Origin of the sequence: Pseudomonas synxantha BG33R (assembly GCF_000263715.2) — a bacterium.
Lineage (GTDB): Bacteria > Pseudomonadota > Gammaproteobacteria > Pseudomonadales > Pseudomonadaceae > Aquipseudomonas > Aquipseudomonas synxantha_A.
This window is the reverse complement of record NZ_CM001514.1, coordinates 1,996,782-2,016,374: the sequence shown is the minus strand read 5'-3', so window position 1 is coordinate 2,016,374 and position 19,593 is coordinate 1,996,782. Positions and strand designations below refer to the sequence as shown.

The 19,593-nt window shown below is 61.6% G+C and carries 25 protein-coding genes; 8 read left to right on the top strand and 17 right to left on the bottom strand.

Going from position 1 to position 19,593, the window contains the following annotated elements:
- Window positions 1-169: 169 nt before the first annotated feature.
- From phnN to ccmA, 11 genes are all read right to left on the bottom strand, one after another.
- The gene (phnN, locus tag PSEBG33_RS17955; RefSeq protein WP_005786520.1) at window positions 170-733 is read right to left on the bottom strand and encodes a phosphonate metabolism protein/1,5-bisphosphokinase (PRPP-forming) PhnN; all 564 of its coding nucleotides are present in this window, start codon (window positions 731-733) and stop codon (window positions 170-172) included.
- 320 nt (window positions 734-1,053) lie between these two features.
- The gene (locus PSEBG33_RS17960) at window positions 1,054-1,449 is read right to left on the bottom strand and encodes a hypothetical protein (protein ID WP_005786516.1); all 396 of its coding nucleotides are present in this window, start codon (window positions 1,447-1,449) and stop codon (window positions 1,054-1,056) included.
- A gap of 16 nt (window positions 1,450-1,465) precedes the next feature.
- On the bottom strand, window positions 1,466-2,650 hold the full coding sequence (gene ccmI, locus PSEBG33_RS17965) for a c-type cytochrome biogenesis protein CcmI (RefSeq protein WP_005786514.1): 1,185 nt from the start codon (window positions 2,648-2,650) through the stop codon (window positions 1,466-1,468).
- Window positions 2,643-3,116 carry a cytochrome c-type biogenesis protein gene (locus PSEBG33_RS17970; protein ID WP_005786512.1) on the bottom strand — a complete coding sequence of 158 codons (474 nt, stop codon included), beginning with the start codon at window positions 3,114-3,116 and terminating at the stop codon, window positions 2,643-2,645. The genes ccmI and PSEBG33_RS17970 overlap by 8 nt, the downstream gene beginning before the upstream one ends.
- Complete coding sequence (locus tag PSEBG33_RS17975; RefSeq protein WP_005786510.1) at window positions 3,113-3,649, bottom strand: DsbE family thiol:disulfide interchange protein; 537 nt, start codon at window positions 3,647-3,649, stop codon at window positions 3,113-3,115. The genes PSEBG33_RS17970 and PSEBG33_RS17975 overlap by 4 nt, the downstream gene beginning before the upstream one ends.
- Entirely contained in the window at window positions 3,646-5,634 is a 1,989-nt protein-coding gene (locus PSEBG33_RS17980) for a heme lyase CcmF/NrfE family subunit (protein ID WP_005786508.1), read from the bottom strand. Before PSEBG33_RS17980 ends, PSEBG33_RS17975 begins: the two co-directional genes overlap by 4 nt.
- Window positions 5,635-5,637: 3 nt before the next feature.
- On the bottom strand, window positions 5,638-6,096 hold the full coding sequence (ccmE, locus tag PSEBG33_RS17985) for a cytochrome c maturation protein CcmE (RefSeq protein WP_005786506.1): 459 nt from the start codon (window positions 6,094-6,096) through the stop codon (window positions 5,638-5,640).
- Window positions 6,093-6,269: a heme exporter protein CcmD gene (gene ccmD / locus PSEBG33_RS17990; protein ID WP_005786504.1), complete on the bottom strand. Its 177-nt coding sequence runs from the start codon at window positions 6,267-6,269 to the stop codon at window positions 6,093-6,095. Before ccmD ends, ccmE begins: the two co-directional genes overlap by 4 nt.
- Window positions 6,266-7,021, bottom strand: coding sequence for a heme ABC transporter permease (locus PSEBG33_RS17995; protein WP_005786502.1), 756 nt, complete (start codon window positions 7,019-7,021; stop codon window positions 6,266-6,268). The genes ccmD and PSEBG33_RS17995 overlap by 4 nt, the downstream gene beginning before the upstream one ends.
- A gap of 88 nt (window positions 7,022-7,109) precedes the next feature.
- Window positions 7,110-7,778 (bottom strand): heme exporter protein CcmB, encoded by a 669-nt coding sequence (gene ccmB, locus PSEBG33_RS18000; RefSeq protein WP_005786500.1) that lies wholly within the window; start codon window positions 7,776-7,778, stop codon window positions 7,110-7,112.
- Window positions 7,775-8,410 carry a cytochrome c biogenesis heme-transporting ATPase CcmA gene (gene ccmA, locus PSEBG33_RS18005; protein WP_005786498.1) on the bottom strand — a complete coding sequence of 212 codons (636 nt, stop codon included), beginning with the start codon at window positions 8,408-8,410 and terminating at the stop codon, window positions 7,775-7,777. The genes ccmB and ccmA overlap by 4 nt, the downstream gene beginning before the upstream one ends.
- 200 nt (window positions 8,411-8,610) lie before the next feature.
- Between ccmA and PSEBG33_RS18010 the strand changes: the two genes are divergently transcribed.
- Entirely contained in the window at window positions 8,611-10,188 is a 1,578-nt protein-coding gene (locus PSEBG33_RS18010) for a flagellar hook-length control protein FliK (RefSeq protein WP_005786496.1), read from the top strand.
- Complete coding sequence (locus tag PSEBG33_RS18015; protein ID WP_005786494.1) at window positions 10,185-10,514, top strand: EscU/YscU/HrcU family type III secretion system export apparatus switch protein; 330 nt, start codon at window positions 10,185-10,187, stop codon at window positions 10,512-10,514. Before PSEBG33_RS18010 ends, PSEBG33_RS18015 begins: the two co-directional genes overlap by 4 nt.
- A 65-nt stretch (window positions 10,515-10,579) precedes the next feature.
- Here the strand turns inward: PSEBG33_RS18015 and glp are convergent, their stop codons facing one another.
- Both glp and moaB read right to left on the bottom strand, forming a co-directional pair.
- Window positions 10,580-11,806, bottom strand: coding sequence for a gephyrin-like molybdotransferase Glp (glp, locus tag PSEBG33_RS18020; RefSeq protein WP_005786492.1), 1,227 nt, complete (start codon window positions 11,804-11,806; stop codon window positions 10,580-10,582).
- Window positions 11,790-12,329: a molybdenum cofactor biosynthesis protein B gene (gene moaB / locus PSEBG33_RS18025; protein ID WP_005786490.1), complete on the bottom strand. Its 540-nt coding sequence runs from the start codon at window positions 12,327-12,329 to the stop codon at window positions 11,790-11,792. The genes glp and moaB overlap by 17 nt, the downstream gene beginning before the upstream one ends.
- 76 nt (window positions 12,330-12,405) lie before the next feature.
- On the opposite strand from moaB, the gene mobA reads away from it, so the two are divergent.
- Window positions 12,406-13,008, top strand: coding sequence for a molybdenum cofactor guanylyltransferase MobA (gene mobA, locus PSEBG33_RS18030; RefSeq protein ID WP_005786488.1), 603 nt, complete (start codon window positions 12,406-12,408; stop codon window positions 13,006-13,008).
- A gap of 79 nt (window positions 13,009-13,087) precedes the next feature.
- Complete coding sequence (locus PSEBG33_RS18035) at window positions 13,088-13,309, top strand: YgdI/YgdR family lipoprotein (protein ID WP_005786486.1); 222 nt, start codon at window positions 13,088-13,090, stop codon at window positions 13,307-13,309.
- Window positions 13,310-13,364: 55 nt separating this feature from the next.
- Here the strand turns inward: PSEBG33_RS18035 and PSEBG33_RS18040 are convergent, their stop codons facing one another.
- The 3 genes from PSEBG33_RS18040 to PSEBG33_RS18050 form a co-directional block, all read right to left on the bottom strand.
- Entirely contained in the window at window positions 13,365-14,255 is an 891-nt protein-coding gene (locus tag PSEBG33_RS18040) for a pseudouridine synthase (RefSeq protein ID WP_005786484.1), read from the bottom strand.
- A gap of 69 nt (window positions 14,256-14,324) precedes the next feature.
- The gene (locus PSEBG33_RS18045; RefSeq protein ID WP_003189932.1) at window positions 14,325-14,660 is read right to left on the bottom strand and encodes a hypothetical protein; all 336 of its coding nucleotides are present in this window, start codon (window positions 14,658-14,660) and stop codon (window positions 14,325-14,327) included.
- Between the two features lie 74 nt (window positions 14,661-14,734).
- Entirely contained in the window at window positions 14,735-14,971 is a 237-nt protein-coding gene (locus PSEBG33_RS18050; RefSeq protein ID WP_005786480.1) for a glutaredoxin family protein, read from the bottom strand.
- A gap of 153 nt (window positions 14,972-15,124) precedes the next feature.
- Here PSEBG33_RS18050 and PSEBG33_RS18055 point away from each other — a divergent pair, with 153 nt between their 5' ends.
- Window positions 15,125-16,861, top strand: coding sequence for a cation:proton antiporter (locus tag PSEBG33_RS18055; protein ID WP_157264135.1), 1,737 nt, complete (start codon window positions 15,125-15,127; stop codon window positions 16,859-16,861).
- On the opposite strand, the gene PSEBG33_RS18060 is transcribed toward PSEBG33_RS18055, so the two are convergent.
- The gene (locus tag PSEBG33_RS18060; RefSeq protein WP_005786477.1) at window positions 16,848-18,056 is read right to left on the bottom strand and encodes an ammonium transporter; all 1,209 of its coding nucleotides are present in this window, start codon (window positions 18,054-18,056) and stop codon (window positions 16,848-16,850) included. The genes PSEBG33_RS18055 and PSEBG33_RS18060 overlap by 14 nt on opposite strands.
- A gap of 345 nt (window positions 18,057-18,401) precedes the next feature.
- On the opposite strand from PSEBG33_RS18060, the gene PSEBG33_RS18065 reads away from it, so the two are divergent.
- Genes PSEBG33_RS18065 through PSEBG33_RS18075 form a run of 3 tightly spaced genes read left to right on the top strand, consistent with a single transcriptional unit; the run spans window position 18,402 to window position 19,458 of the window.
- Window positions 18,402-18,716, top strand: coding sequence for a DUF883 family protein (locus tag PSEBG33_RS18065; protein WP_005786475.1), 315 nt, complete (start codon window positions 18,402-18,404; stop codon window positions 18,714-18,716).
- A gap of 2 nt (window positions 18,717-18,718) precedes the next feature.
- Window positions 18,719-19,123: a phage holin family protein gene (locus PSEBG33_RS18070; protein WP_005786473.1), complete on the top strand. Its 405-nt coding sequence runs from the start codon at window positions 18,719-18,721 to the stop codon at window positions 19,121-19,123.
- A complete protein-coding gene (locus PSEBG33_RS18075) occupies window positions 19,120-19,458 on the top strand; it encodes a hypothetical protein (RefSeq protein WP_005786471.1) in 339 nt (112 codons plus the stop codon). The genes PSEBG33_RS18070 and PSEBG33_RS18075 overlap by 4 nt, the downstream gene beginning before the upstream one ends.
- The last annotated feature ends 135 nt before the right edge of the window (window positions 19,459-19,593 follow it).

The following is a 19,593-nucleotide window of genomic DNA, read 5'->3' as shown; positions in this document are numbered from 1 at the left end:
TAATTAAATGGGTCAAGAATTGAGCTTCAAACATTACGAAACCCACTCAAACACCCCGAAGAAAAAAAACTCAACGCCAAGGTTCTGATCTGATGCTCGAGCATGGCCGAGCCTTACACGAAGAGGTTGTCCTGACCTACCGCGACATGCTGCGCATCACCCGTGACGATCACGAGTATCCGTGATCCAGGCAACACAGCAGGCGCTCAACGGTATGCTCCAGAGGCCCGGAATTATCCAGCACAAACAAACCCGCGCCGTTTCCGGCAATCAGCTCAGCGGTAAATCGCGCGTTGCGCGCCAATCGCTCTTCGATGTCCGCCAATGACTCACGCCCGCGTGCGATCAAACGTTGGCGCAATACGGCTTGATCGACCGTCAGCAGCAACACCAACAATGTGGGGTAACGCTCACGGGTCTGCGCCAGGTGGGCGCGAGAGCCATTGACCAGCACATCGTCCCCTGCGGCCAGCCACTCGTCGATTTCCCTGGGGATGCCATACGACAAGCCATTGGCCTGCCAGCTCAAGGCAAACGCGCCCTCGGCGTCCATCCGCGCAAACTCCTGCGGGCTCACCCCTTGCGCCGCTTCGCCCACTGCCTCCGCCGAGCGTGTGATCACCCGGCGCACCATGCGACAACCACGCGCCTGCAAGCGCAGGCGTGCGGCATCCAGCAGGCTGTCCTTGCCCGAACCCGATGGCCCGATGAGATAGATCAACCTGCCCGTCATCAAAACACCCTCTTGGCTTGTCTCCAGGCTTGTTGCGCCCCCGGCAACGCGTCGCAGTAACCGACCTGCGCCAAGTAGCGACCACTGGAAAGTATATCCAGCAATTTTTCGCCAGCCAGGCCGGCGGCGGCCACATTACCCGAGTGCGCGCTGCCGCGCACCTGTGGGAGGGGGCTTACTCCCGATGGCGGTGTGATATTCAGCTGATCCTTGACTGACCTGATGCTATCGGGAGCAAGCCCCCTCCCACATTTGCCCTCTAGTGCTTGGAAAAATGCATTTCACAGGCACGAAAAAGGCGACCCTCAGGTCGCCTTTTGTCATTGCGCGTACTGCTTGCTCAACCCCGGCGGCACGCCCTGCACATTGGTTTCTTCCCAGGGCCCGTTGGGGCTGATGGAACGGCTCCAGCCGTTGCTCCAACGGTAGTAGGTACGCTGGCGGTAGAAGGTGTCGGGCTGGTCGTCGAGCACGTACACCTGCATCTTGCCGTCCCAGTGGCTGGCAGCCCCCGGTGGTGGAGCAAAGGTGGGTGACTTGCTTGGCAGTGGCTTTGGCGGCGGGGTCACCGGGCCGGAAGGCTTGGTACTCGGCTGAGTCGACGGGCCCGATGGCGGGATGGTCGGGCCGGTGGGTGCCGCAGGTGGGCGGTGGACCGCACAGGCGCTCAGGCCGAGTACCAGGCTGAGCAGGGTGATGCGTGCAAATGCGGTCATGGGCGTTTCCTCAGAATTACTTGTCCGGAGTGTCGATGGTCAATTGCTGCAGCGCAGTGGTGCTGCTGGCCAGCGGTTGGCTGCGGCCGATCCATTCGCCAGTGGTCGGTTGGCCGGCCCGGGATATGCGCGCAACCAATTGGACTTCGGGGAAGTTGGACAGTTTCAACTGCGGCATCATCGCGTCGGCATCGCCCAGTTCGACGGTGATGGGAAGTTCGGCAACGGTGACGCGCTTGGCCGCCAAGGGTGCCGGTGGGCCGCTGACTGCACGGGCGAAGATGAACACACTGTCGGTCGGCAAGGCTTTGGCTTTCGCTTCGGCGGACAGGTCTACACGCACGGTCATTACCGCCTTGCGCGCGACCGTACCGCCGCTCTCTTTAAGCTTCTCGCCAGCCCGGTCAATACCGCCTTGCAGCGCTACACGGGAGTTGTCCTGCGGTGGCAGTTGCGCCAGCAGACGGTTCCAGTAATCGATTGCTTCCTGATAACGCTGGCCTTCAAAAGCGGCGATCCCCAACAGGCCAAGGCTGGTGACTTCCTTGGGATCGAGCTTTAACGCCTCGTCGGTCAGCGCCTGCACCTTGGGCGACCACTGTTTGTTGTCGGCAAAGTATTGTGCCTGGGCCCACTGGCCAAGCAATTCCGGCTGGCGCCCGGCCAAGGCTACGGTGCGTTCAAAGACTTTGGCGGCATCGGCGGAACGGTCCTGAGCCATGTAGGCGCGCCCCAGGAAATACAGGCCCTCGGCCGAATCCGGCTGGGCTGCCGCGGCACGCTCCAGGCGCTGAGTCATGTCGGCCATGGACACCGGAGGCTGTGAGAATTCACGGGTCAGTTCGACCTTGTCGCTTGCCCCATAATGCAGGTACAGCGCAACGCCAAGCACAGGCACCAGAAACGCCGCCAAAAACGGCAGCGGTTTGCCCAGGCGCGATTCACGGGGCTTTTCCACGCCCTCGGTATCGGCCAGCAACTCGCGAGCCGCCTCGGCGCGGCCCGTATCCAGTTGCACGGCGTTCAATACACCTTCGTCTTGCTGCACTTGCAGCTCGGCGACACGTTCCTGATACAGCGCCACGTTCAGCGCGGTACGATCCTCTTCACGCTGGGCGCGACGGTCACGCAGTACAGGAATCAACAGGAAACTCAGGGCAATCAGAAGCAGCAAGCCGGCTGCGAGCCAGAAATCAATCATCAGTCTTGGTGTCCAGCAATTGGTCGAGGCGTTTACGCTCTTCAGGGGACAGCGCGTCGGAACCATCGGTAGGCGCGGCGCGGCGACGGCGCACGATCACCGCCATCACCACGACGCCGGCCAGCAGCAGCCCGGCGGGGCCGAACCACAGCAGCGCGGTCTTGCCGGTAAGGGCCGGTTTGTAGCGCACGAAATCACCGTAGCGGTCGACCATGAAGTCGATGATCTGCTGGTTATCCTTGCCCTCCCCCAACATGCGGAAGATTTCTTTACGCAGGTCAGCGGCGATGGGCGCGTTGGAGTCGGCGATGTCCTGGTTCTGGCACTTGGGGCAGCGCAGTTCCTTGGTCAGGTCGCGGAAACGCTCACGCTCGGCGTCATTGGCAAATTCATAGGTGTCGATGGCGGCATGGGCCACACCGGCCAGGCCCAGGGCTAAAACAGCAGCGGTCAACCAACGCTTCATGGCTTGGCCTCATCGACCAGGGCCTGGTACTTGGCGGCCAGTTGCTCACGCCAGACTACCTCGTCGATCACGCCGACGAACTTGTCGCGGATCACGCCCTTGGCATCGATGAAGAAGGTTTCCGGCGCGCCATAGACGCCCAGGTTCAAACCCAGGTTGCCGTCTTCATCACGGATATCGAGCTGGTACGGGTTATGAAACTCGGCCAGCCATTTCAAGGCCGCCGCATTGTCGTCCTTGTAGTTGATGCCGTAGATCACCACGCCCTTTTCGGCCAGCTTGTTCAGCACCGGGTGTTCGACGCGGCATGAGATGCACCAGGTGGCCCACACGTTGACCAGCGCCGGCTTGCCCTGCAGGTCTGCCTGGGTCAGGGTCTTGTCACCCTGCACCGTCGGCAGGTTGAACGCGGGAAACGGCTTGCCGATCATCGCCGAGGGTAACTCGGCCGGGTCCAGGTACAGCCCGCGATACAGGAACACTGCCATCAGCAGAAACAACGCCAGCGGCACCACCATCAACCAACGTTTCATACTGCCGCTCCTGAAAGGCCCAATGCTTCACGCACACGGCTGCTGACCTTGACCCGATAACGCCGATCCAGCGCGGCGAGCAAACCGCCAAAGCCTGTGAGCAACCCGCCGAACCAGATCCAGCGCACGAAGGGTTTGACATGCACCCGCACAGCCCAGGCGCCGTCGCCCAAGGGTTCACCCAGCGCCACATACAGGTCACGGGTGAAACCGGCGTCGATACCGGCTTCGGTCATCATTGAACTTTGCACTGTGTACAGGCGCTTTTCAGGGTGCAATACGGCGATTTCCTTGCCATTGCGCACTACGCGCACGGTGCCTTTATCCGAGGTGAAGTTCGGCCCTTCGAAGTGCCTGGCGCCTTCGAAGATGAACTGGTAACCGGCCAGGTCCATGGACTCACCCGGCGCCAGGCGCAGGTCGCGCTCGGCGCTGTTCTGGCTGGAGAGCACTACGCCCAAAGCACACACGGCGATGCCAATGTGAGCGATCTGCATGCCCCAGTAACTACGGGTAAGGGTGGGCAAGCCTTTGATCAGGCCTTTGTGGCGCGTCTTGTCGAAGATGTCCCGCACGCCGGCCAGCAACACCCAGGCCGCCAGCAGGAACGTGGCGAGTACCGCCCAATTGAAGTCGCCGTAGGCGAACCCGGCGATCACTGCCAGGGCCACGCTGCCCAACAGCACCGGCATCAACATGCCTGCCAGCCACTTCACCGGGGTGTCTTTCCAGCGCACCAGCACACCGACCGCCATCACTACCATCAACAGGCCCATCAACGGGATGAACAACGCATTGAAGTACGGCGGGCCCACGGACAGCTTGGCGCCGCTCAAGGCATCCAGCACCAGCGGGTAGAGGGTGCCGAGCAGGATCATTGAAGCGGCGACCACCAGTACCAGGTTATTGCCCAGCAGCAGGGTTTCGCGCGACCACGGGTTGAAACCGACCTGGCTCTTGACCACCGGTGCGCGCAGGGCGAACAGGGTCAGGGAACCACCCACCACAAACAGCAGGAAGATCAGGATGAACACGCCGCGCTCGGGGTCGGAGGCAAACGCATGCACTGACGTCAGCACCCCCGAACGCACAAGGAAAGTGCCGAGCAGGCTGAGGGAAAACGCGGCGATGGCGAGCAATACCGTCCAGCTTTTGAATACGCCACGCTTTTCGGTCACTGCCAGGGAGTGAATCAGCGCCGTGCCCACCAACCAGGGCATGAAGGACGCGTTTTCCACCGGGTCCCAGAACCACCAGCCGCCCCAGCCGAGTTCGTAGTAGGCCCACCACGAACCCAAAGTGATACCGATGCCGAGGAAAGCCCAGGCGACGATGGTCCATGGCCGTGACCAACGCGCCCACGCCGCATCCAACCGCCCGCCAAGCAAGGCAGCGATGGCAAACGCAAAAGCTACGGAGAAGCCCACGTAACCCATGTAGAGCATCGGCGGGTGCACGATCAGGCCGATGTCCTGCAACAGCGGGTTGAGGTCATGCCCGTCTGCCGGGATCTGCGGCAGGATGCGGCTGAACGGGTTGGAGGTCATGATCAGAAACAGAAGGAAGCCGATGCTGATCATGCCCATCACCGCCAGGACTCGCGCCAGCATCACTTGCGGCAGTTGGCGCGAGAACACCGACACGGCAAAAGTCCAGCCGCCGAGGATCAGCGCCCACAGCAGCAACGAACCTTCGTGGGCGCCCCACACGGCGCTGAACTTGTAGTACCAGGGCAAGGCGCTGTTGGAGTTGTTCGCCACATAGGCGACGGAAAAGTCGTCGGTCATGAAGGCATAGGTCAGGCAACCGAAGGCGAACAGCAGGAAGGCAAACTGACCCCAGGCGGCCGGCTGCGCCAGGCTCATCCACAAACGATCGCCGCGCCAGGCACCGAGCAACGGCACCACGGCCTGGACCACGGCAAAGCACAGGGCGAGGATCATCGCCAGTTGGCCCAGTTCAGGAATAAACAATGCGGACGTCATCACTTAGCCCTCCTTGGCTGGGGTCGCGGGTGCGGACTGGCCACTGTCTTTCAGGGCCTTGGTGACCTCGGGCGGCATGTACTTTTCATCGTGCTTGGCCAGTACTTCGTCCGCCACTACCACACCATCGGCGTTGAGTTTGCCCAGAGCGACGATGCCCTGGCCTTCGCGGAACAGGTCCGGGAGGATGCCGCGGTAGGTGATGGTCACGGCCTTGTTGAAATCGGTGACCACGAAGGTCACGTCCAGAGAATCGCCGGAACGCTTCAACGAGCCCTGCTCCACCATGCCGCCGGCACGGATGCGCGTGTCCAGCGGGGCTTCGCCGTTGGCGATCTGGGTGGGGGTGTAGAACAGGTTGATGTTCTGCTGCAGGGCGCTCAAGGCCAGGCCCACGGCAATGCCGACGCCGACCAGGATGGCAAGGATGATCAACAGACGCTTTCTACGCAGCGGATTCACTTTTCGGTCTCCCGGCGCAGACGTCGCGCCTCTTGTTGCAGGTAACGCTTGCGGGCCAGGATCGGCGCGGCGACGTTGAGGGCCAGCACCGCCAGGCAGATGCCGTAGGCGCTCCAGACATACAGGCCGTGGTGGCCCATGGCGAGAAAATCACTGAAAGAAGCAAAGCTCATCCCCGCGCTCCCAGGCTGGCTTGCACTTGGGCTTTGACCCAACTGGTGCGGGCTTCGCGCTTGAGCACTTCAAGGCGCATGCGCAGCAACAGCACGGCGCCGAAGAAGCAGTAGAACCCCAGCACCATCAGCAGCAGTGGCGCCCACATTTCCACGGGCATCGCCGGTTTTTCGGTGAGGGTGAAGGTGGCGCCCTGGTGCAGGGTGTTCCACCACTCTACCGAGTATTTGATGATCGGGATGTTGATCACGCCGACAATCGCCAGCACCGCGCAGGCTTTGGCGGCGCTATCGCGATTGCTGATGGCGTTGCCCAGGGCAATCAGGCCGAAGTACAGGAACAGCAGGATCAGCATCGAGGTCAGGCGTGCATCCCACACCCACCAGGAACCCCAGGTCGGCTTGCCCCAGATCGCGCCGGTGACCAGCGCCACGGCGGTCATCCACGCACCAACAGGTGCAGCGCACTGCAGGGCTACATCGGCCAGTTTCATCTTCCACACCAGGCCGACGATGCCGCACACCGCCAGCATCACGTAGCAGGACTGGGCCAGCATCGCGGCAGGGACGTGGATATAGATGATGCGAAAGCTATTGCCTTGCTGGTAGTCCGGCGGCGCGAAGGCCAGGCCCCAGACCAGGCCGGTGCCGATCAGCAATACGGCGGCGACGCTCAACCACGGCAGCAGCTTGCCGCTGATGCCATAAAACCATTTGGGCGAGCCGAGCTTGTGAAACCAGGTCCAGTTCATTGCATTTTCCATCACGGGTGCTTTTCGTCGTGGCGAAAAGCTTAGGGTCTTTACTGACTCAACGTCATTAACGCCGAGTCAGACCTCATTATTCACCGACGCTGATTTTCAGGCCGGCGGCTATAGCAAAGGGTGTCAGGGTTACCGCCAGGGCGGTCAGGCTACCAAGCCACAAGAGGTAACCGGTCGCCGGCATCCCCATGAGCGCGGCTTGCAAAGCGCCGCTGCCCAGGATCAACACCGGGATATACAAAGGCAGAATCAACAGGGCCAGCAGCAGGCCACCCCTTTTCAAGCCCACAGTCAAGGCGGAGCCCACCGCCCCCAACAGGCTGAGCACCGGCGTACCGAGCAACAAGGACACCAGCAACACGGGCAGGCATTCGACAGGCAAGCCCAGCATCATCGCCAGCAGCGGCGAGAGCAAGACTAGCGCCAGGCCGGAAAAAGCCCAGTGTGCCAGTACCTTGGCCAGTACCAGAAGTGGCAGGGGGTGCGACGAAAGGACCCACTGCTCCAGGGATCCGTCTTCGAAATCACTGCGAAACAGCCCGTCCAGCGAGAGCAGGACCGATAAAAGCGCCGCGACCCACACCAGTCCCGGGGACAAGGTTTGCAACAGTTTAGTCTCCGGGCCGACCGCCAGCGGGAACAGCGCGATCACAATCGCAAAGAACACCAGCGGGTTGGCCAGCTCGGCCGGGCGACGGCACAATAGCCGCGCTTCACGGGCCACCAACAGGGCAAACACACTCATGCCGACCACCGTCCGAGATCCAGCTCCCGGTAACCACCCGGCTTGCGCGCCAGGGTATGGTGGGTGGTGAGCACCACCAGGCCGCCCTGCTCGCAGTGCCGGGCCAGGTGCTCTTCGAGCTGGGCTACGCCCTGTTTGTCGAGAGCGGTGAAGGGTTCGTCGAGAATCCACAGCGGCGGGCCGGGCAGGTACAAACGCGCCAGGGCCACGCGGCGCTGCTGGCCGGCTGACAGCGTGTGACAGGGCACATCTTCAAAGCCCTTGAGGCCAACGGCGGCCAGGGCCTGCCAGATGCCATCGCGAGTAGCAGGGTGATGCAGGGCGCTGAGCCAGCTGAGGTTTTCTTCAGCGCTGAGCACGTCCTTGATACCCGCGGCGTGGCCGATCCAGACCAGGTTGCGCGCCAGCTCGGCACGTTGTTCGTGCAGGGGCTTACCGTTGAGCCGAACAACACCCGCCGTGGGCTGCATCAAACCGGCCAGCAGACGCAGCAGACTGGTCTTGCCGCTGCCATTGGGGCCGCTGATTTGCACCATGTCGCCAGCCGCCAGACGCAGGTCGAGTTGCTCGAACAACAGGCGAAGGTCGCGTTCACAGGCAAGCGCTACGGCTTCAAGAAGAGGGCTGGTCAAGAGATCGCGGGCCTTTACGGTTCAAGTCGGCGGTGCAGCGGCCGTTATAGAGAGATGCACAATAACGACTTTGGCGACCGATTTTAGAGAGCTGGATCAAATAGTTGTGAGGTTTTTACCGCTCTCTTTGCAGACGGGCGGCATTATACATGCGATGCCCTACTCTAAAGAGGGCAATTTCCCCAGAGACGATGCGCACGATGACCGGTGAGATCAATCTTCCTCCACTGCCTCCAGCCTCAGCACCCAAGGCTGCCCCGCTGCCTGCGGCTGGCGAGTTGCTCAAGCTCCTGGAGCCACAGGCCGGGTTGATTGGCGCCGGAAAAACCGTAAACGCTGAAGTCATCGCGCTGAAACAAGGCAGTGAAGCCTTTCAGCTGTTGCTCAAGCTGACCCTTGAAGGTGGTCGCCAGACCCTGGTTCAAGCCAGCAGCGCCCAGCCCTTGCCTCTGGGCAGCAATGTGGCAGTCAGCCAAACGCCAGCGGGCAACCTGGCCATTACCTTGCAGCAAGCCATGAGCGCCAACGTCGCTGCCCTCACCCGCCTCGACACCACACAAATGCCGGTGGGCACCCTGCTGCAAGCCAAGGTGCTGACCACACAGATGCTGCCTCAAGGTTCAGCGCAAGCGGCGATCTATCGCTCGCTGGTGAGTGTGCTCAATAACGCGCTGGCCGGCACCACGCTGACGCTGGAAAGCCCTCAACCCTTGCGGGTCGGCAGCTTGCTCAGTGCCGTGGTGCAGAACGCGCAAACCCTGAATTTTGTGCCGCTGAGCGGGCTGAAAGACCAACTGGCCGTGACGCAGCAACTGGCAACCCAGCAAAGTCGCCAAGGCTCGCTGGATGCGGTGTTCACTGCCCTGCAGAACCTGCCCCGTGGCGACAACACCTCGGCCGAGCTGCGGGCCGCTGCCGAGCGTTTACTGGCAGCCTTGCCCGATCTGGCGCAAGTCAGCAATCCCAAGGTACTGGCACAAGTGGTGCAAAACAGCGGCGCCTTCCTGGAAGCCAGATTGCTCGCTGGGCAGAACCCACAAATCCCACCGCTGGATATGAAAGGCGCGCTGTTGCGCCTGGTCGCGGACCTGCTGCCCGCCCTGCCCGCCAACACCAACCTGAATGCGATCCTCGCCGCCAATACCCTGGCCCAGGTGCTGCCGCACTTTGTGCGCAGCCCGTTGAACACTCTCGGCCAGGTCGGCGCTCGGCAGATACCCGCCGGTTTCCCGTTGCCGGAGCGGCTGATCGCGAAACTGGAAGGTGAAGGCGACCTGGAAAACCTGCTGCGCCTGGCCGCCGGGGCGATCTCGCGCTTGCAGAGCCACCAACTGTCGAGCCTGGAACAGACCGGCACCACCGCCGATGGCCGCCTGCAAACCACGTGGCAGTTGGAAATCCCCATGCGCACCCTGCAAGACATCGTGCCGTTGCAGGTCAAGTTTCAGCGCGAGGAGCCTGCGCCTGACAAGGATCAGCCCGAGCGCAAGGATAAAAAAGATCCGAAGCAGATGCTCTGGCGCGTCGAACTGGCCTTCGACATGGAGCCGCTGGGGCCGCTGCAAGTTCAGGCGCAGTTGTCCCAGGGCAAACTGTCCAGTCAGTTGTGGGCCAGTCGCCCTTTCACCGCCAGCCTGATCGAAAGTCACCTGGGCAGCCTGCGCGAGCGCCTGGTGTCATCCGGACTCAACGTCGGCGACCTGGATTGCCACCTGGGCACCCCGCCACGCGGTGCAAAAACCGGATTGGAACAACGCTGGGTGGATGAAACCGCATGAAGAACGCCGCCCCACTCCGCCAGGCCATCGCCCTCAAGTACGACGGCCAACAAGCCCCCACCCTGACCGCCAAGGGCGATGACGCCCTGGCCGAAGCGATTCTCAAGCTGGCACGGGAAAACGAAGTACCCATCTATGAAAACGCCGAGTTGGTGAAGCTGCTGGCGCGTATGGAACTGGGGGACAGCATTCCAGAAGAGCTCTATCGCACGATTGCCGAGATCATTGCGTTTGCATGGACGTTGAAGGGCAAGTTCCCGGTGGGCTACGACCCGGATGCGGGGCCGATGGAGCGGGATGTCACTGAGCGTGGCGACGATTACTGAGTAGCCACAGGCATACCAAGATCCACTGTGGGAGGGGGCTTGCTCCCACATTTTTTGATCTGTGTTCAGTTCAGAACTTCACTCAGAGGAATGAAATTGACCCGGTCGCCAATGGCCAATGTGGTCCCCTCCATCACCTCCACAAACCCTTCCGCCCACGCTGCGCTACGCAGCACCCCGGAGCTCTGGTTGCGATAGATAATCGCCTTGCCCTGCTCGATACGCCCGCGCAGGTATTCGCGGCGGTTGCCAGGCTTGGGCCAGTCGAATCCTGCCGGCACCTCGAAACGCAGCGGCTGCACCTGCGCCACGCCTTGGCGGCGCAGCAGGTACGGGCGCGCCAATAGCGCAAAGGTCACCAGGGTCGAGGCCGGGTTACCTGGCAGGCCGATCACCGGCACGCCACGAAAATGCCCGAAGGTCAGCGGTTTGCCTGGCTTGATCGCCAGCTTCCACAACGCCAACTCGCCCTCTTCACGCAAGGCAATGCCGAGGAAGTCCGCTTCGCCCACCGACACACCGCCGGTAGACAGAATCAGGTCGACGCTACCCAGGCCGGCCAAACACGTACGGGTCTGTTGCAGATCATCCGGCAGAATCCCGGCATCGATCACTTCGCAGCCCATGCGCGCCAGCCAGCTGCACAGCACGCGACGGTTGCTGTTGTAGATCTGCCCCGGGCCCAGCGGCAAGCCTGGCTCGATCAATTCATCCCCGGTCGACAGCACGGCCACGCGCGGGCGACGCACCACATCGAGCCGATCCCGCCCCAGAGACGCAGCCAGGCCCAACTCGATGGGCCCCAGGCGCGTTCCGGCACTGAGTACGCACTCACCCACCGTGGTCTCCTGGCCCTGTGGTCGGATGTTGTCGCCCACCCGTAACGGCTCGGTGAAACTCACGCGCTGATCGGCATGAACCACGGCGTTTTCCTGCATTTGCACGCAGTCTGCGCCTTCAGGTACCGGCGCGCCGGTAAAGATCCGTGCGCAGGTGCCGGCCGCCAGCACCTCGGGCGCAGTGCCGGCGAAAATCCGTTGGCTCACCACCAGCGGTTCGCCGGTCCAGTCCGCCAGGCGCACGGCGTAGCCGTCCATGGCACTGTTGGGCCACGGCGGCAGGTCGAGCGTCGAGATCAGGTCCTGGGCCAGTACGCGGCCATCGCACTGCGCCAGGGGCAGCGCCTGCTGGTCACGGATCGGCGCCGATTCCGCCATGGCGAGCAGCCGCTGCAAGGCTGCTTCCACCGGCATCAGTGCGCCGGTCTTGCCCGGCTTATCCACGGGATTCACAGGGTAGGGCCTGCTTCAGGTGCGGGACGAAATTGCATGGGCGGTGACGATTATCCAGTTGCTCGGCGAGGATGCCATCCCAACCAGTGCGCACGGCATTGGTGGAGCCCGGCAGGCAGCACACCAGGGTGCCATTGGCCAGGCCGGCCAGGGCGCGTGATTGCACGGTGGAGGTGCCGATATCGGCCACGGAGATCTGGCGGAACAGTTCGCCGAAGCCATCGACCTGCTTGTCGAGCAGGCAGCTCACGGCTTCAGGGGTGCTGTCACGGCCGGTGAAGCCGGTGCCCCCGGTGATCAGCACCACTTGCACCACGTCTTCGGCGATCCAGTGGGCAACCTGGGCGCGAATCTTGTAGAGGTCGTCCTTGAGCAGCACGCGCTCGGCCAGATGGTGGCCGGCGGCGGTCAGGCGATCGACGAAGACCTGGCCGGAGGTGTCGGTGTCCAGGGTGCGGGTGTCGCTGACGGTCAATACAGCAATATTCAGGGGTACAAAGGGCGCATCGGCCTTGGCTTTCATGGCTCGGTCCAGTTGTCGAAAAAACAGCCCGATGTTATATCACAGGCCCCTCTTTACCTGCCGCAGTGGAACCGCCATGTCTCTTGAATCTTCACCCCTGCCTTGTTCGATTCTGTTGTTGGCCGGTGGTCGTGGCCAACGCATGGGCGGCCAGGACAAGGGGCTGCTTCAATGGCGGGGCGAGCCCTTGATTGCCCACCTGCAACGGCTGGTCAGGCCGCTCACGGATGACCTGATCATCTCGTGCAATCGCAACCTTGAACACTACGCGCCCTATGCCGACCAACTGGTCAGTGATGACAGCTCGGACTTTCCCGGCCCGTTGGCGGGTATCCGAGCAGGACTCTTCGCTGCACGCCATGAACATCTGCTGATCTTGCCGTGCGATGTGCCGCAGATTGATGAGCGACTGCTGGCCGACCTGCGTCAGATTGCCCAACGCAATCTGCAGGTTCCCGTCATGGTGCGTCATGGCGAGTTCTGGGAACCCTTGCTGTGCATTATCCCAACAGGCCTGAAAGATCAGGTGGAACGGGCCTGGCAAGCGGGTGAACGCAGCCCGCGCAAGGTCCTGCTGCAACTGGGTGGCGTCGGCCTGGAATGCCCGGCCGATGACCCGCGCCTGGCCAATCTTAATACGCCCGAGCTGTTGCACCCACGGGCTGGCGTGTCAGAATGAGCCTTTCACAAGGAACTTTGCCGACGTCCCATACGTCACAAGGTCAGCAATTTAAAAGTATTTTCTCGGAGACAAACTCATGACTCAACGGACCATCGCCGCTCTCATGCTTGCACTGGGCCTCGCCACCCTCGCCGGTTGCGCCTCGCCAACAGTGATCACCCTGAATGACGGTCGCGAAATCCAGGCCGTCGACACCCCGAAATTTGACGAAGATTCGGGTTTCTACGAATTCCAACAGCTTGACGGCAAGCGCACCCGCATCAATAAAGATCAGGTTCGCACCGTTAAAGATCTGTAAGCCTTAACGCTTGCCAACAAGGCCCGCCTCGCGCGGGCCTTGTCGTTTGCGGCGTTTACCAGTCGAGGGTGATACGGCTGTGAAAACTGCGTTCTTCACCATTTAGCGGGTCGATGAAACGCACGCCCTGGGCCAGCAGCTTCAGGGGGTGGGCGTAGTCGTCCTCGGCGTCCTTGACCACCTCGGGATAGAACGGGTCATTGCAGATACTCGCCCCGAGGGCAGTCATGTGTACGCGCAGCTGGTGTTTCTTGCCAGTCACCGGGAACAGACCGTAACGCCATAAACCACCCTTTTTCTCGCGCACCTCAACGGCCGTCTCGGTGTTGCTGGCGCCCGGCCCTTCCTGCATCCGAAAGAAGGGTTCGCCATCCACCAGGCGGCTTTTATGCACCAGGGGAAAGCTCAGGTTCGGCAGGGCCGGGGCGATGGCTTCGTAGAATTTGTCGATACGCCGCGTGGGAAACAGTTGCTGGTACGCCGAGCGGCTTTGCGGGTTGGCCGAGAACAGCACCAGCCCCGCCGTGTGCCTATCGATGCGGTGCAACGGCACCAGGGCGGGGTTGTCCAGGCGACGGATCAGGCGACGCAACAGGGTTTGCTCAACGTACTCGCCGGCGGGAGTTACCGGCAGGAAATGCGGCTTGTCCGCCACCACCAGATGTTCATCGGCGTACAGGATAGTTTCCTGTGCCGGAATCACTTTTTCGTTGGGTACTTCGCGAAAGTAATAGATGCACAGGCCTTCCTTGTAGGCCAGGCCCTGGCTGATCGGGCTACCGTTGATATCCAGCACTCGCCCCCGGGCAATGCGGTCCCGCCACTGTTCACGGCCAATGGCCGGGAAGTGATCGCACAGGCAGTCGATCACCGTTGCCCAAGGCCCCGGTGGCAGATACAACGTGCTGGCTTGGTGCTGGGCGGCGGAAAAACCGGAAGTGGACATGCAAATGCTCGAACCTGGAAACAGGCGGGTATTATCCCGCATGGAGCGCGATTGAGCCTAGGGCCGTTCTCATGCCTTGGCCAGTTGGGCCCGCAGCACCGGCGAAGCGCTCGCCGCCTCGGTGAACTCCTTGAGCCAGCGCAGTACGTCCACTGCTTCCCAACGGCCCGGATCATAGAGCGCGTAGAGCAAGCCTTGATAACCCACCACATCCAACTGTTTGTGATAACCGGCACGCTGGAACAGCGCCTCGATTTCCGCAAAGCAGGTGTTGAAATGCACTTTGTTGAAGGGCGTCTTGCCTTCCGTGACCAGCCCATCGAGGCGCAGCTCGTTGACCGCGTCGCGCACCACATCGGCGGACATGCGATTGACGCTGCTTTTCAATTGTTCAACATTCACCACGGGCGTTCCCTCTATTCAATCGCTGTACGAATATACAGTAACGTAATATCGGCGAACCCGCCATCGGATAAACGTCAGCGCAGAAAGGCAACGACCTGGTCGGTGTCGAACGGCCAGTCCAGTTCCGCCCCGGTGTCCTTGCGGCGAAGCACCGGAATCCGCAGGCCGTAGTCTTCTGTCAGGTCATCTGGCTCAGTGATATCCACCAACTCCACCAGCAGCCCGTGTTCGACGAGCGGCATGATTTCGGCTTCGGCAATTTCACACAGATGGCAACCCAGGGTGCCGAACAGCTGGCATTCAGGAGGCATGACGAGAGAACCCGGTCAGAAAAACAAGTGACCATTCTAAACCCGCTCGCGCCATGAAATCCCATTGCCGACAAAACACCTGACCCAAGTCACCATGGCCTATAACTGATTCAGCGATTCTCGCGGCTTTTTGCCCGTCCACCTGCAATGGAGATGCCTGTGTTTGCCAACCTGCTGATCATCCTGGCCTCATCCCTGGTGGTGATTGCGCTGTTTCGCCGGCTGCAACTGCCGCCCGTGCTGGGCTACCTGTGCGTGGGCCTGGCGGTAGGGCCTACCGCGCTGGACTGGGTGAACGACAACGAGGACCTGCCGGACCTGGCCGAGATGGGCGTGGTGTTTCTGCTGTTCTCCCTGGGCCTGGAGTTTTCCCTGTCGAAAATGTTCGCCCTGCGCCGCGTGGTGTTTGGCCTGGGCAGTTTGCAGGTGTTGGGATGCGGCGCCTTGCTCGGCGCTGCGCTGATGGGCTTGGGCCTGGCGCCCGGCGTCGCGCTGTTGCTGGGTGCTGGGTTGGCGTTGTCGTCCACGGCCATCGTCAGCAAGGAACTGACCAGTCTTGGGGAGATCTTCAGCAGCCACGGCCAGAATGCGATAGGCGTGCTGCTGTTCCAGGATGTGGTGGCGGTATTGCTGCTGACACTGGTGCCGGTGTTTGCCGGCAGCAGTGACCAAGCCTGGTACTGGGCGTTGCCGCTGACCCTGGGCAAGACTGTGGTGTTGTTCGTGGGGCTGTTATTCGCCAGCCGCTGGTTGCTGCCGCGGTTGTTCCGTGAAGTCGCCGCGTCCCATTCCGCAGAGTTGTTCGTGCTGCTGGCGCTGGTGATTGTGTTGCTCACGGCCTGGCTCACCCATCTACTCGGCCTGTCCCCTGCCCTTGGGGCGTTCCTGGCCGGCATGTTGCTGGGTGAAAGTCATTACCGTCACCAGATCGAAGCGGATATCCGGCCGTTCCGAGACATTCTGCTGGGGCTGTTTTTCGTCAGCATCGGCATGTTGATCGACTTGCAGTTGTTCATCAGCCATAGCCTGTTGATCCTAGGTCTGACCATCACGCTGATGTTGGTCAAAGGTTGCGTAGTCGCCACACTGGTCAAGCTGCGCGGCAGCGACACTGAAACCGCCTGGCGCAGCGGCCTGGCCCTGGCCCAGGGCGGCGAGTTCTGTTTTGCGCTGATGGCGCAGATGCAACAGAGCCGGTTGATTCCGGATGAGTTCAACGGCCTGCTCCTGGCCGCCACGTTCTGCTCGATGCTGTTGACGCCGCTGCTGTTGCGCGCAGCGCCGGCCATTGCCCTGCGCCTGCATCGCAAGCCCAACCAGCAAGTGCAACTGGAGCACATCACCGCGCTCAACGCTCAGTTGCACGGGCACGCGGTGATTTGCGGTTATGGTCGGGTGGGACAATCGATCGGGCGTTTTTTGCGCCGCGAGCACCAGGCGTTTATCGCCCTGGATGACGACCCCGAACGGGTGCAGGAGGCCGCCACCGAGGAAAGCAGCGTGCATTATGGCGACTGCCGCCGGGGTGCCTTGCTCAGTGCTGTGGGCCTGGAGCGAGCGCGGTTGGTGGTGATCGCCGTCGACAACAGCGATGTCGCCCTGGTGGTGCTCAAGGAAGCGCGACGGATCAACCCACAGGTGCCGATCCTGGTGCGCACCCGTGATGACAGCCAGTTGGCTGAACTCAAGGCCGCGGGGGCCAGCGAAGTGGTGCCCGAGTTGCTTGAATCAAGCCTGATGCTCGCTTCCCACGCCCTGATCCTGCTGGGCCTGCCGGACCAACAGGTACAGGCGCGGGTGGATGAAGTGCGGCAGAACCACTATCGCTTGCTGCACGGGTTTTATCCGCCGCCACACACTGATGAACAAGCGCCGATCAATCCTGACTGACCGCACCGATCTTGTGGATCGACAGGTCCGCGCCGTAATACTCCTCTTCCTGACTCAAGCGCAGCCCTTGCACGCGCTTGATCACGCCGTACACCAGCAAGCCGCCACCAAACGCCACCGACACGCCCAGGCCGGTGCCGATCAACTGGCTGATCAAGCTGACGCCGCCAAGCCCGCCCAGGGCGGCCTGCCCGAAGATGCCGCAGGCGATGCCGCCCCACACGCCACACAAGCCGTGCAACGGCCACACGCCCAGCACGTCGTCGATCTTCCAGCGCGCCTGGGCAGCGATAAAGCACCACACAAACAAGCCACCTGCGACCACGCCGGTGACCAGCGCGCCCACCGGATGCATCAGGTCGGAACCTGCGCAGATCGCCACCAGCCCGGCCAGGGGGCCATTGTGCAGGAATCCTGGGTCGTTACGGCCAATCACCAGCGCGGCCACGGTACCGCCAACCATAGCCATCAACGAATTGACGGCCACCAGGCCGCTGACCCCGTTGAGGGTCTGCGCACTCATCACGTTAAAGCCGAACCATCCCACGATCAGGATCCACGACCCCAGCGCCAGGAACGGGATGCTCGACGGTGCAAACGCCACCAGGCGCCCTTCGCGATAACGTCCATTGCGCGGCCCCAGCAGCAACACCGCCGCCAGCGCCAGCCAGCCACCCATGGCGTGCACCACCACGGAACCGGCAAAATCGTGAAAACTGGCACCAAAGCTTGCAAGCAGCCAGGCTTGCAGACCGAAATTGCCGTTCCACACCATACCCTCGAAGAACGGGTAGATAAACGCCACGATCAGCGCAGTGGCGCACAACTGCGGGGCAAACTTCGCACGTTCGGCTATGCCACCGGAAATGATCGCTGGGATCGCGGCGGCGAAGGTCAGCAGGAAGAAAAACTTCACCAGGCCGTAGCCATGATCGGCGCTGATGACGGCTGCCGGTTGCATGAAGCTCACACCGTATGAGATCCAATAGCCTATAAAGAAATAGGCCAGGGTGGAGATGGCGAAATCGCTGAGGATTTTCGACAGGGCGTTGACCTGATTCTTCTGGCGCACCGTGCCGACCTCAAGGAAGGCAAAGCCGGCGTGCATGGCCAGAACCATGACCGCGCCAATCAGGATAAACAGGGTGTTGGAACTGTGGACGAGTGTATCCACCGCACTTTGCAGATTTTCCATGGAGGTTGGCAGGCCTGCATCAAGGCAAAAAGCACCAAATCGGTTCAAGCTGAGGGTTGGTGCACTAAATGGGTACCACCAGTTTCGTCCCTCTTGGGAGGGCACGAACCGCTTTAGCGCAGCGATCAACACAACTGACCGTTGCCGACAGGGTTTTTCCGCGGGTTTTAGTTATTTAGGGTAAGGTTTTTCAAGGCTTGCGCCCCGACCGCCCATATTCGGCGCGGGCCTCGGAGCCTGCGCACCAATGCAAAGCAAAAGCTGTACCACACAATTGCAGTGAACCTTCAGCGAACGCCGCGACTCGAAACCACACGTACAGATCAGCCACACACGGAGACAACCATGGCCGGTAAAACAGCAAAGACTGCTCAAGAGATACTGATGGCGGATTTTCAAACCCTGGTCAGTGATACCGAAAGGTTGCTGGACGACACCGCAGTACTGGCCGGCGATCAGGCCGACGAACTGCGCACCAAGATCCACGAGAGCCTGCTCAAGGCCCGCGAGACCTTGCAACTGACCGAAGACTCCCTGCGCGAGCGCGGTCAGGCGGCCATCACCGCCACCGAAGACTACGTGCAAGCCAACCCATGGCAGTCAGTCGGCATCGCTGCCGGCGTGGGCTTTTTGATCGGTCTGCTGGCTACAAGGCGCTAATCATGTCTATCGGCGAATCCAGCTCATCAACGAGCGCACACTCTTCGGCAAGCGGCTCCACCTCCCGGCGCTTGGGCGCCGCTGTGCTGGGCTTGCTGCACAGTCATGTCGAGTTGTTTGGCATCGAATTGCAGGAGCAAAAGGCCCGCACTGTCAGCCTGTTGTTGTTTGCCGGTCTGGCGTTGGTGTTCGCCCTGCTGTTGCTGGTAGGGTTGTCGACGCTGGTGATGATCCTGGTGTGGGATACCGGCTACCGCCTGACAGGGATCATCTGCCTTTGCGTGTTCTATAGCCTGGCCGCGGCCTTCTGCGGTGTGCGCCTGAAAGCGGCGGTGTTCGATGAATCCACGCCCTTCCACGCCACGCTCGAAGAGCTGGCCAACGACCGGGAGCGCCTGCTGCCATGAGCATGACCGAGATCCCGAAAAATACCTCCCGCCGGGAAATGCGCAAGACGCTGATCCGCCTGCGCATGGAAATGCACCGCCAGGAAATCCGCCATGAGTCCCAGCAACTGATGGCCCCTCTGCAGAAAATGCGCAACATGCGCCACAACTGGCAGGACAGCCTGGGCATCAAGCACGCGCCACTGTGGGGCGTGGCGGCGGTAACGCTGATGGGCTTTTTCACCGGCAAGGGCGCCAAGGGCGGCAGTATCAGCAGCGTGACACGTCTGGTGCGGCTGGGTGCAGGGTTGATCCCATTGATCAAATTGGCCATGCAAGGCTCACGCAAGGGTTAAACCTTTGCCAGCGGTTAGCTTGCCGATACCAGTGGCCCGGCCCTCCTCAACAGGTGCCGGGCCTTTTTTCGCCCGCACCGCCGACCTGTAGATTTTTGCTTGCTCCGCCACGCCGGAAACGGGAAGCTGGCGGAT

Coding starts and splice junctions, on each gene's coding strand:
- PSEBG33_RS18055 (WP_157264135.1), top strand. CDS start 15,125: ATGCCTGTGTTTGCCAACCTGCTGATCATCCTGGCCTCATCCCTGGTG.
- PSEBG33_RS18075 (WP_005786471.1), top strand. CDS start 19,120: ATGAGCATGACCGAGATCCCGAAAAATACCTCCCGCCGGGAAATGCGC.
- PSEBG33_RS18035 (WP_005786486.1), top strand. CDS start 13,088: ATGACTCAACGGACCATCGCCGCTCTCATGCTTGCACTGGGCCTCGCC.
- PSEBG33_RS18015 (WP_005786494.1), top strand. CDS start 10,185: ATGAAGAACGCCGCCCCACTCCGCCAGGCCATCGCCCTCAAGTACGAC.
- mobA (WP_005786488.1), top strand. CDS start 12,406: ATGTCTCTTGAATCTTCACCCCTGCCTTGTTCGATTCTGTTGTTGGCC.
- ccmB (WP_005786500.1), bottom strand. CDS start 7,778: ATGAGTGTGTTTGCCCTGTTGGTGGCCCGTGAAGCGCGGCTATTGTGC.
- ccmI (WP_005786514.1), bottom strand. CDS start 2,650: ATGATTGATTTCTGGCTCGCAGCCGGCTTGCTGCTTCTGATTGCCCTG.
- PSEBG33_RS18040 (WP_005786484.1), bottom strand. CDS start 14,255: ATGTCCACTTCCGGTTTTTCCGCCGCCCAGCACCAAGCCAGCACGTTG.
- PSEBG33_RS17970 (WP_005786512.1), bottom strand. CDS start 3,116: ATGAAGCGTTGGTTGACCGCTGCTGTTTTAGCCCTGGGCCTGGCCGGT.
- PSEBG33_RS17995 (WP_005786502.1), bottom strand. CDS start 7,021: ATGAACTGGACCTGGTTTCACAAGCTCGGCTCGCCCAAATGGTTTTAT.
- PSEBG33_RS18010 (WP_005786496.1), top strand. CDS start 8,611: ATGACCGGTGAGATCAATCTTCCTCCACTGCCTCCAGCCTCAGCACCC.
- PSEBG33_RS18070 (WP_005786473.1), top strand. CDS start 18,719: ATGTCTATCGGCGAATCCAGCTCATCAACGAGCGCACACTCTTCGGCA.
- phnN (WP_005786520.1), bottom strand. CDS start 733: ATGACGGGCAGGTTGATCTATCTCATCGGGCCATCGGGTTCGGGCAAG.
- PSEBG33_RS18050 (WP_005786480.1), bottom strand. CDS start 14,971: ATGCCTCCTGAATGCCAGCTGTTCGGCACCCTGGGTTGCCATCTGTGT.
- PSEBG33_RS18060 (WP_005786477.1), bottom strand. CDS start 18,056: ATGGAAAATCTGCAAAGTGCGGTGGATACACTCGTCCACAGTTCCAAC.
- ccmD (WP_005786504.1), bottom strand. CDS start 6,269: ATGAGCTTTGCTTCTTTCAGTGATTTTCTCGCCATGGGCCACCACGGC.
- PSEBG33_RS17980 (WP_005786508.1), bottom strand. CDS start 5,634: ATGACGTCCGCATTGTTTATTCCTGAACTGGGCCAACTGGCGATGATC.
- PSEBG33_RS18065 (WP_005786475.1), top strand. CDS start 18,402: ATGGCCGGTAAAACAGCAAAGACTGCTCAAGAGATACTGATGGCGGAT.
- moaB (WP_005786490.1), bottom strand. CDS start 12,329: ATGAAAGCCAAGGCCGATGCGCCCTTTGTACCCCTGAATATTGCTGTA.
- PSEBG33_RS17975 (WP_005786510.1), bottom strand. CDS start 3,649: ATGAAACGTTGGTTGATGGTGGTGCCGCTGGCGTTGTTTCTGCTGATG.
- PSEBG33_RS17960 (WP_005786516.1), bottom strand. CDS start 1,449: ATGACCGCATTTGCACGCATCACCCTGCTCAGCCTGGTACTCGGCCTG.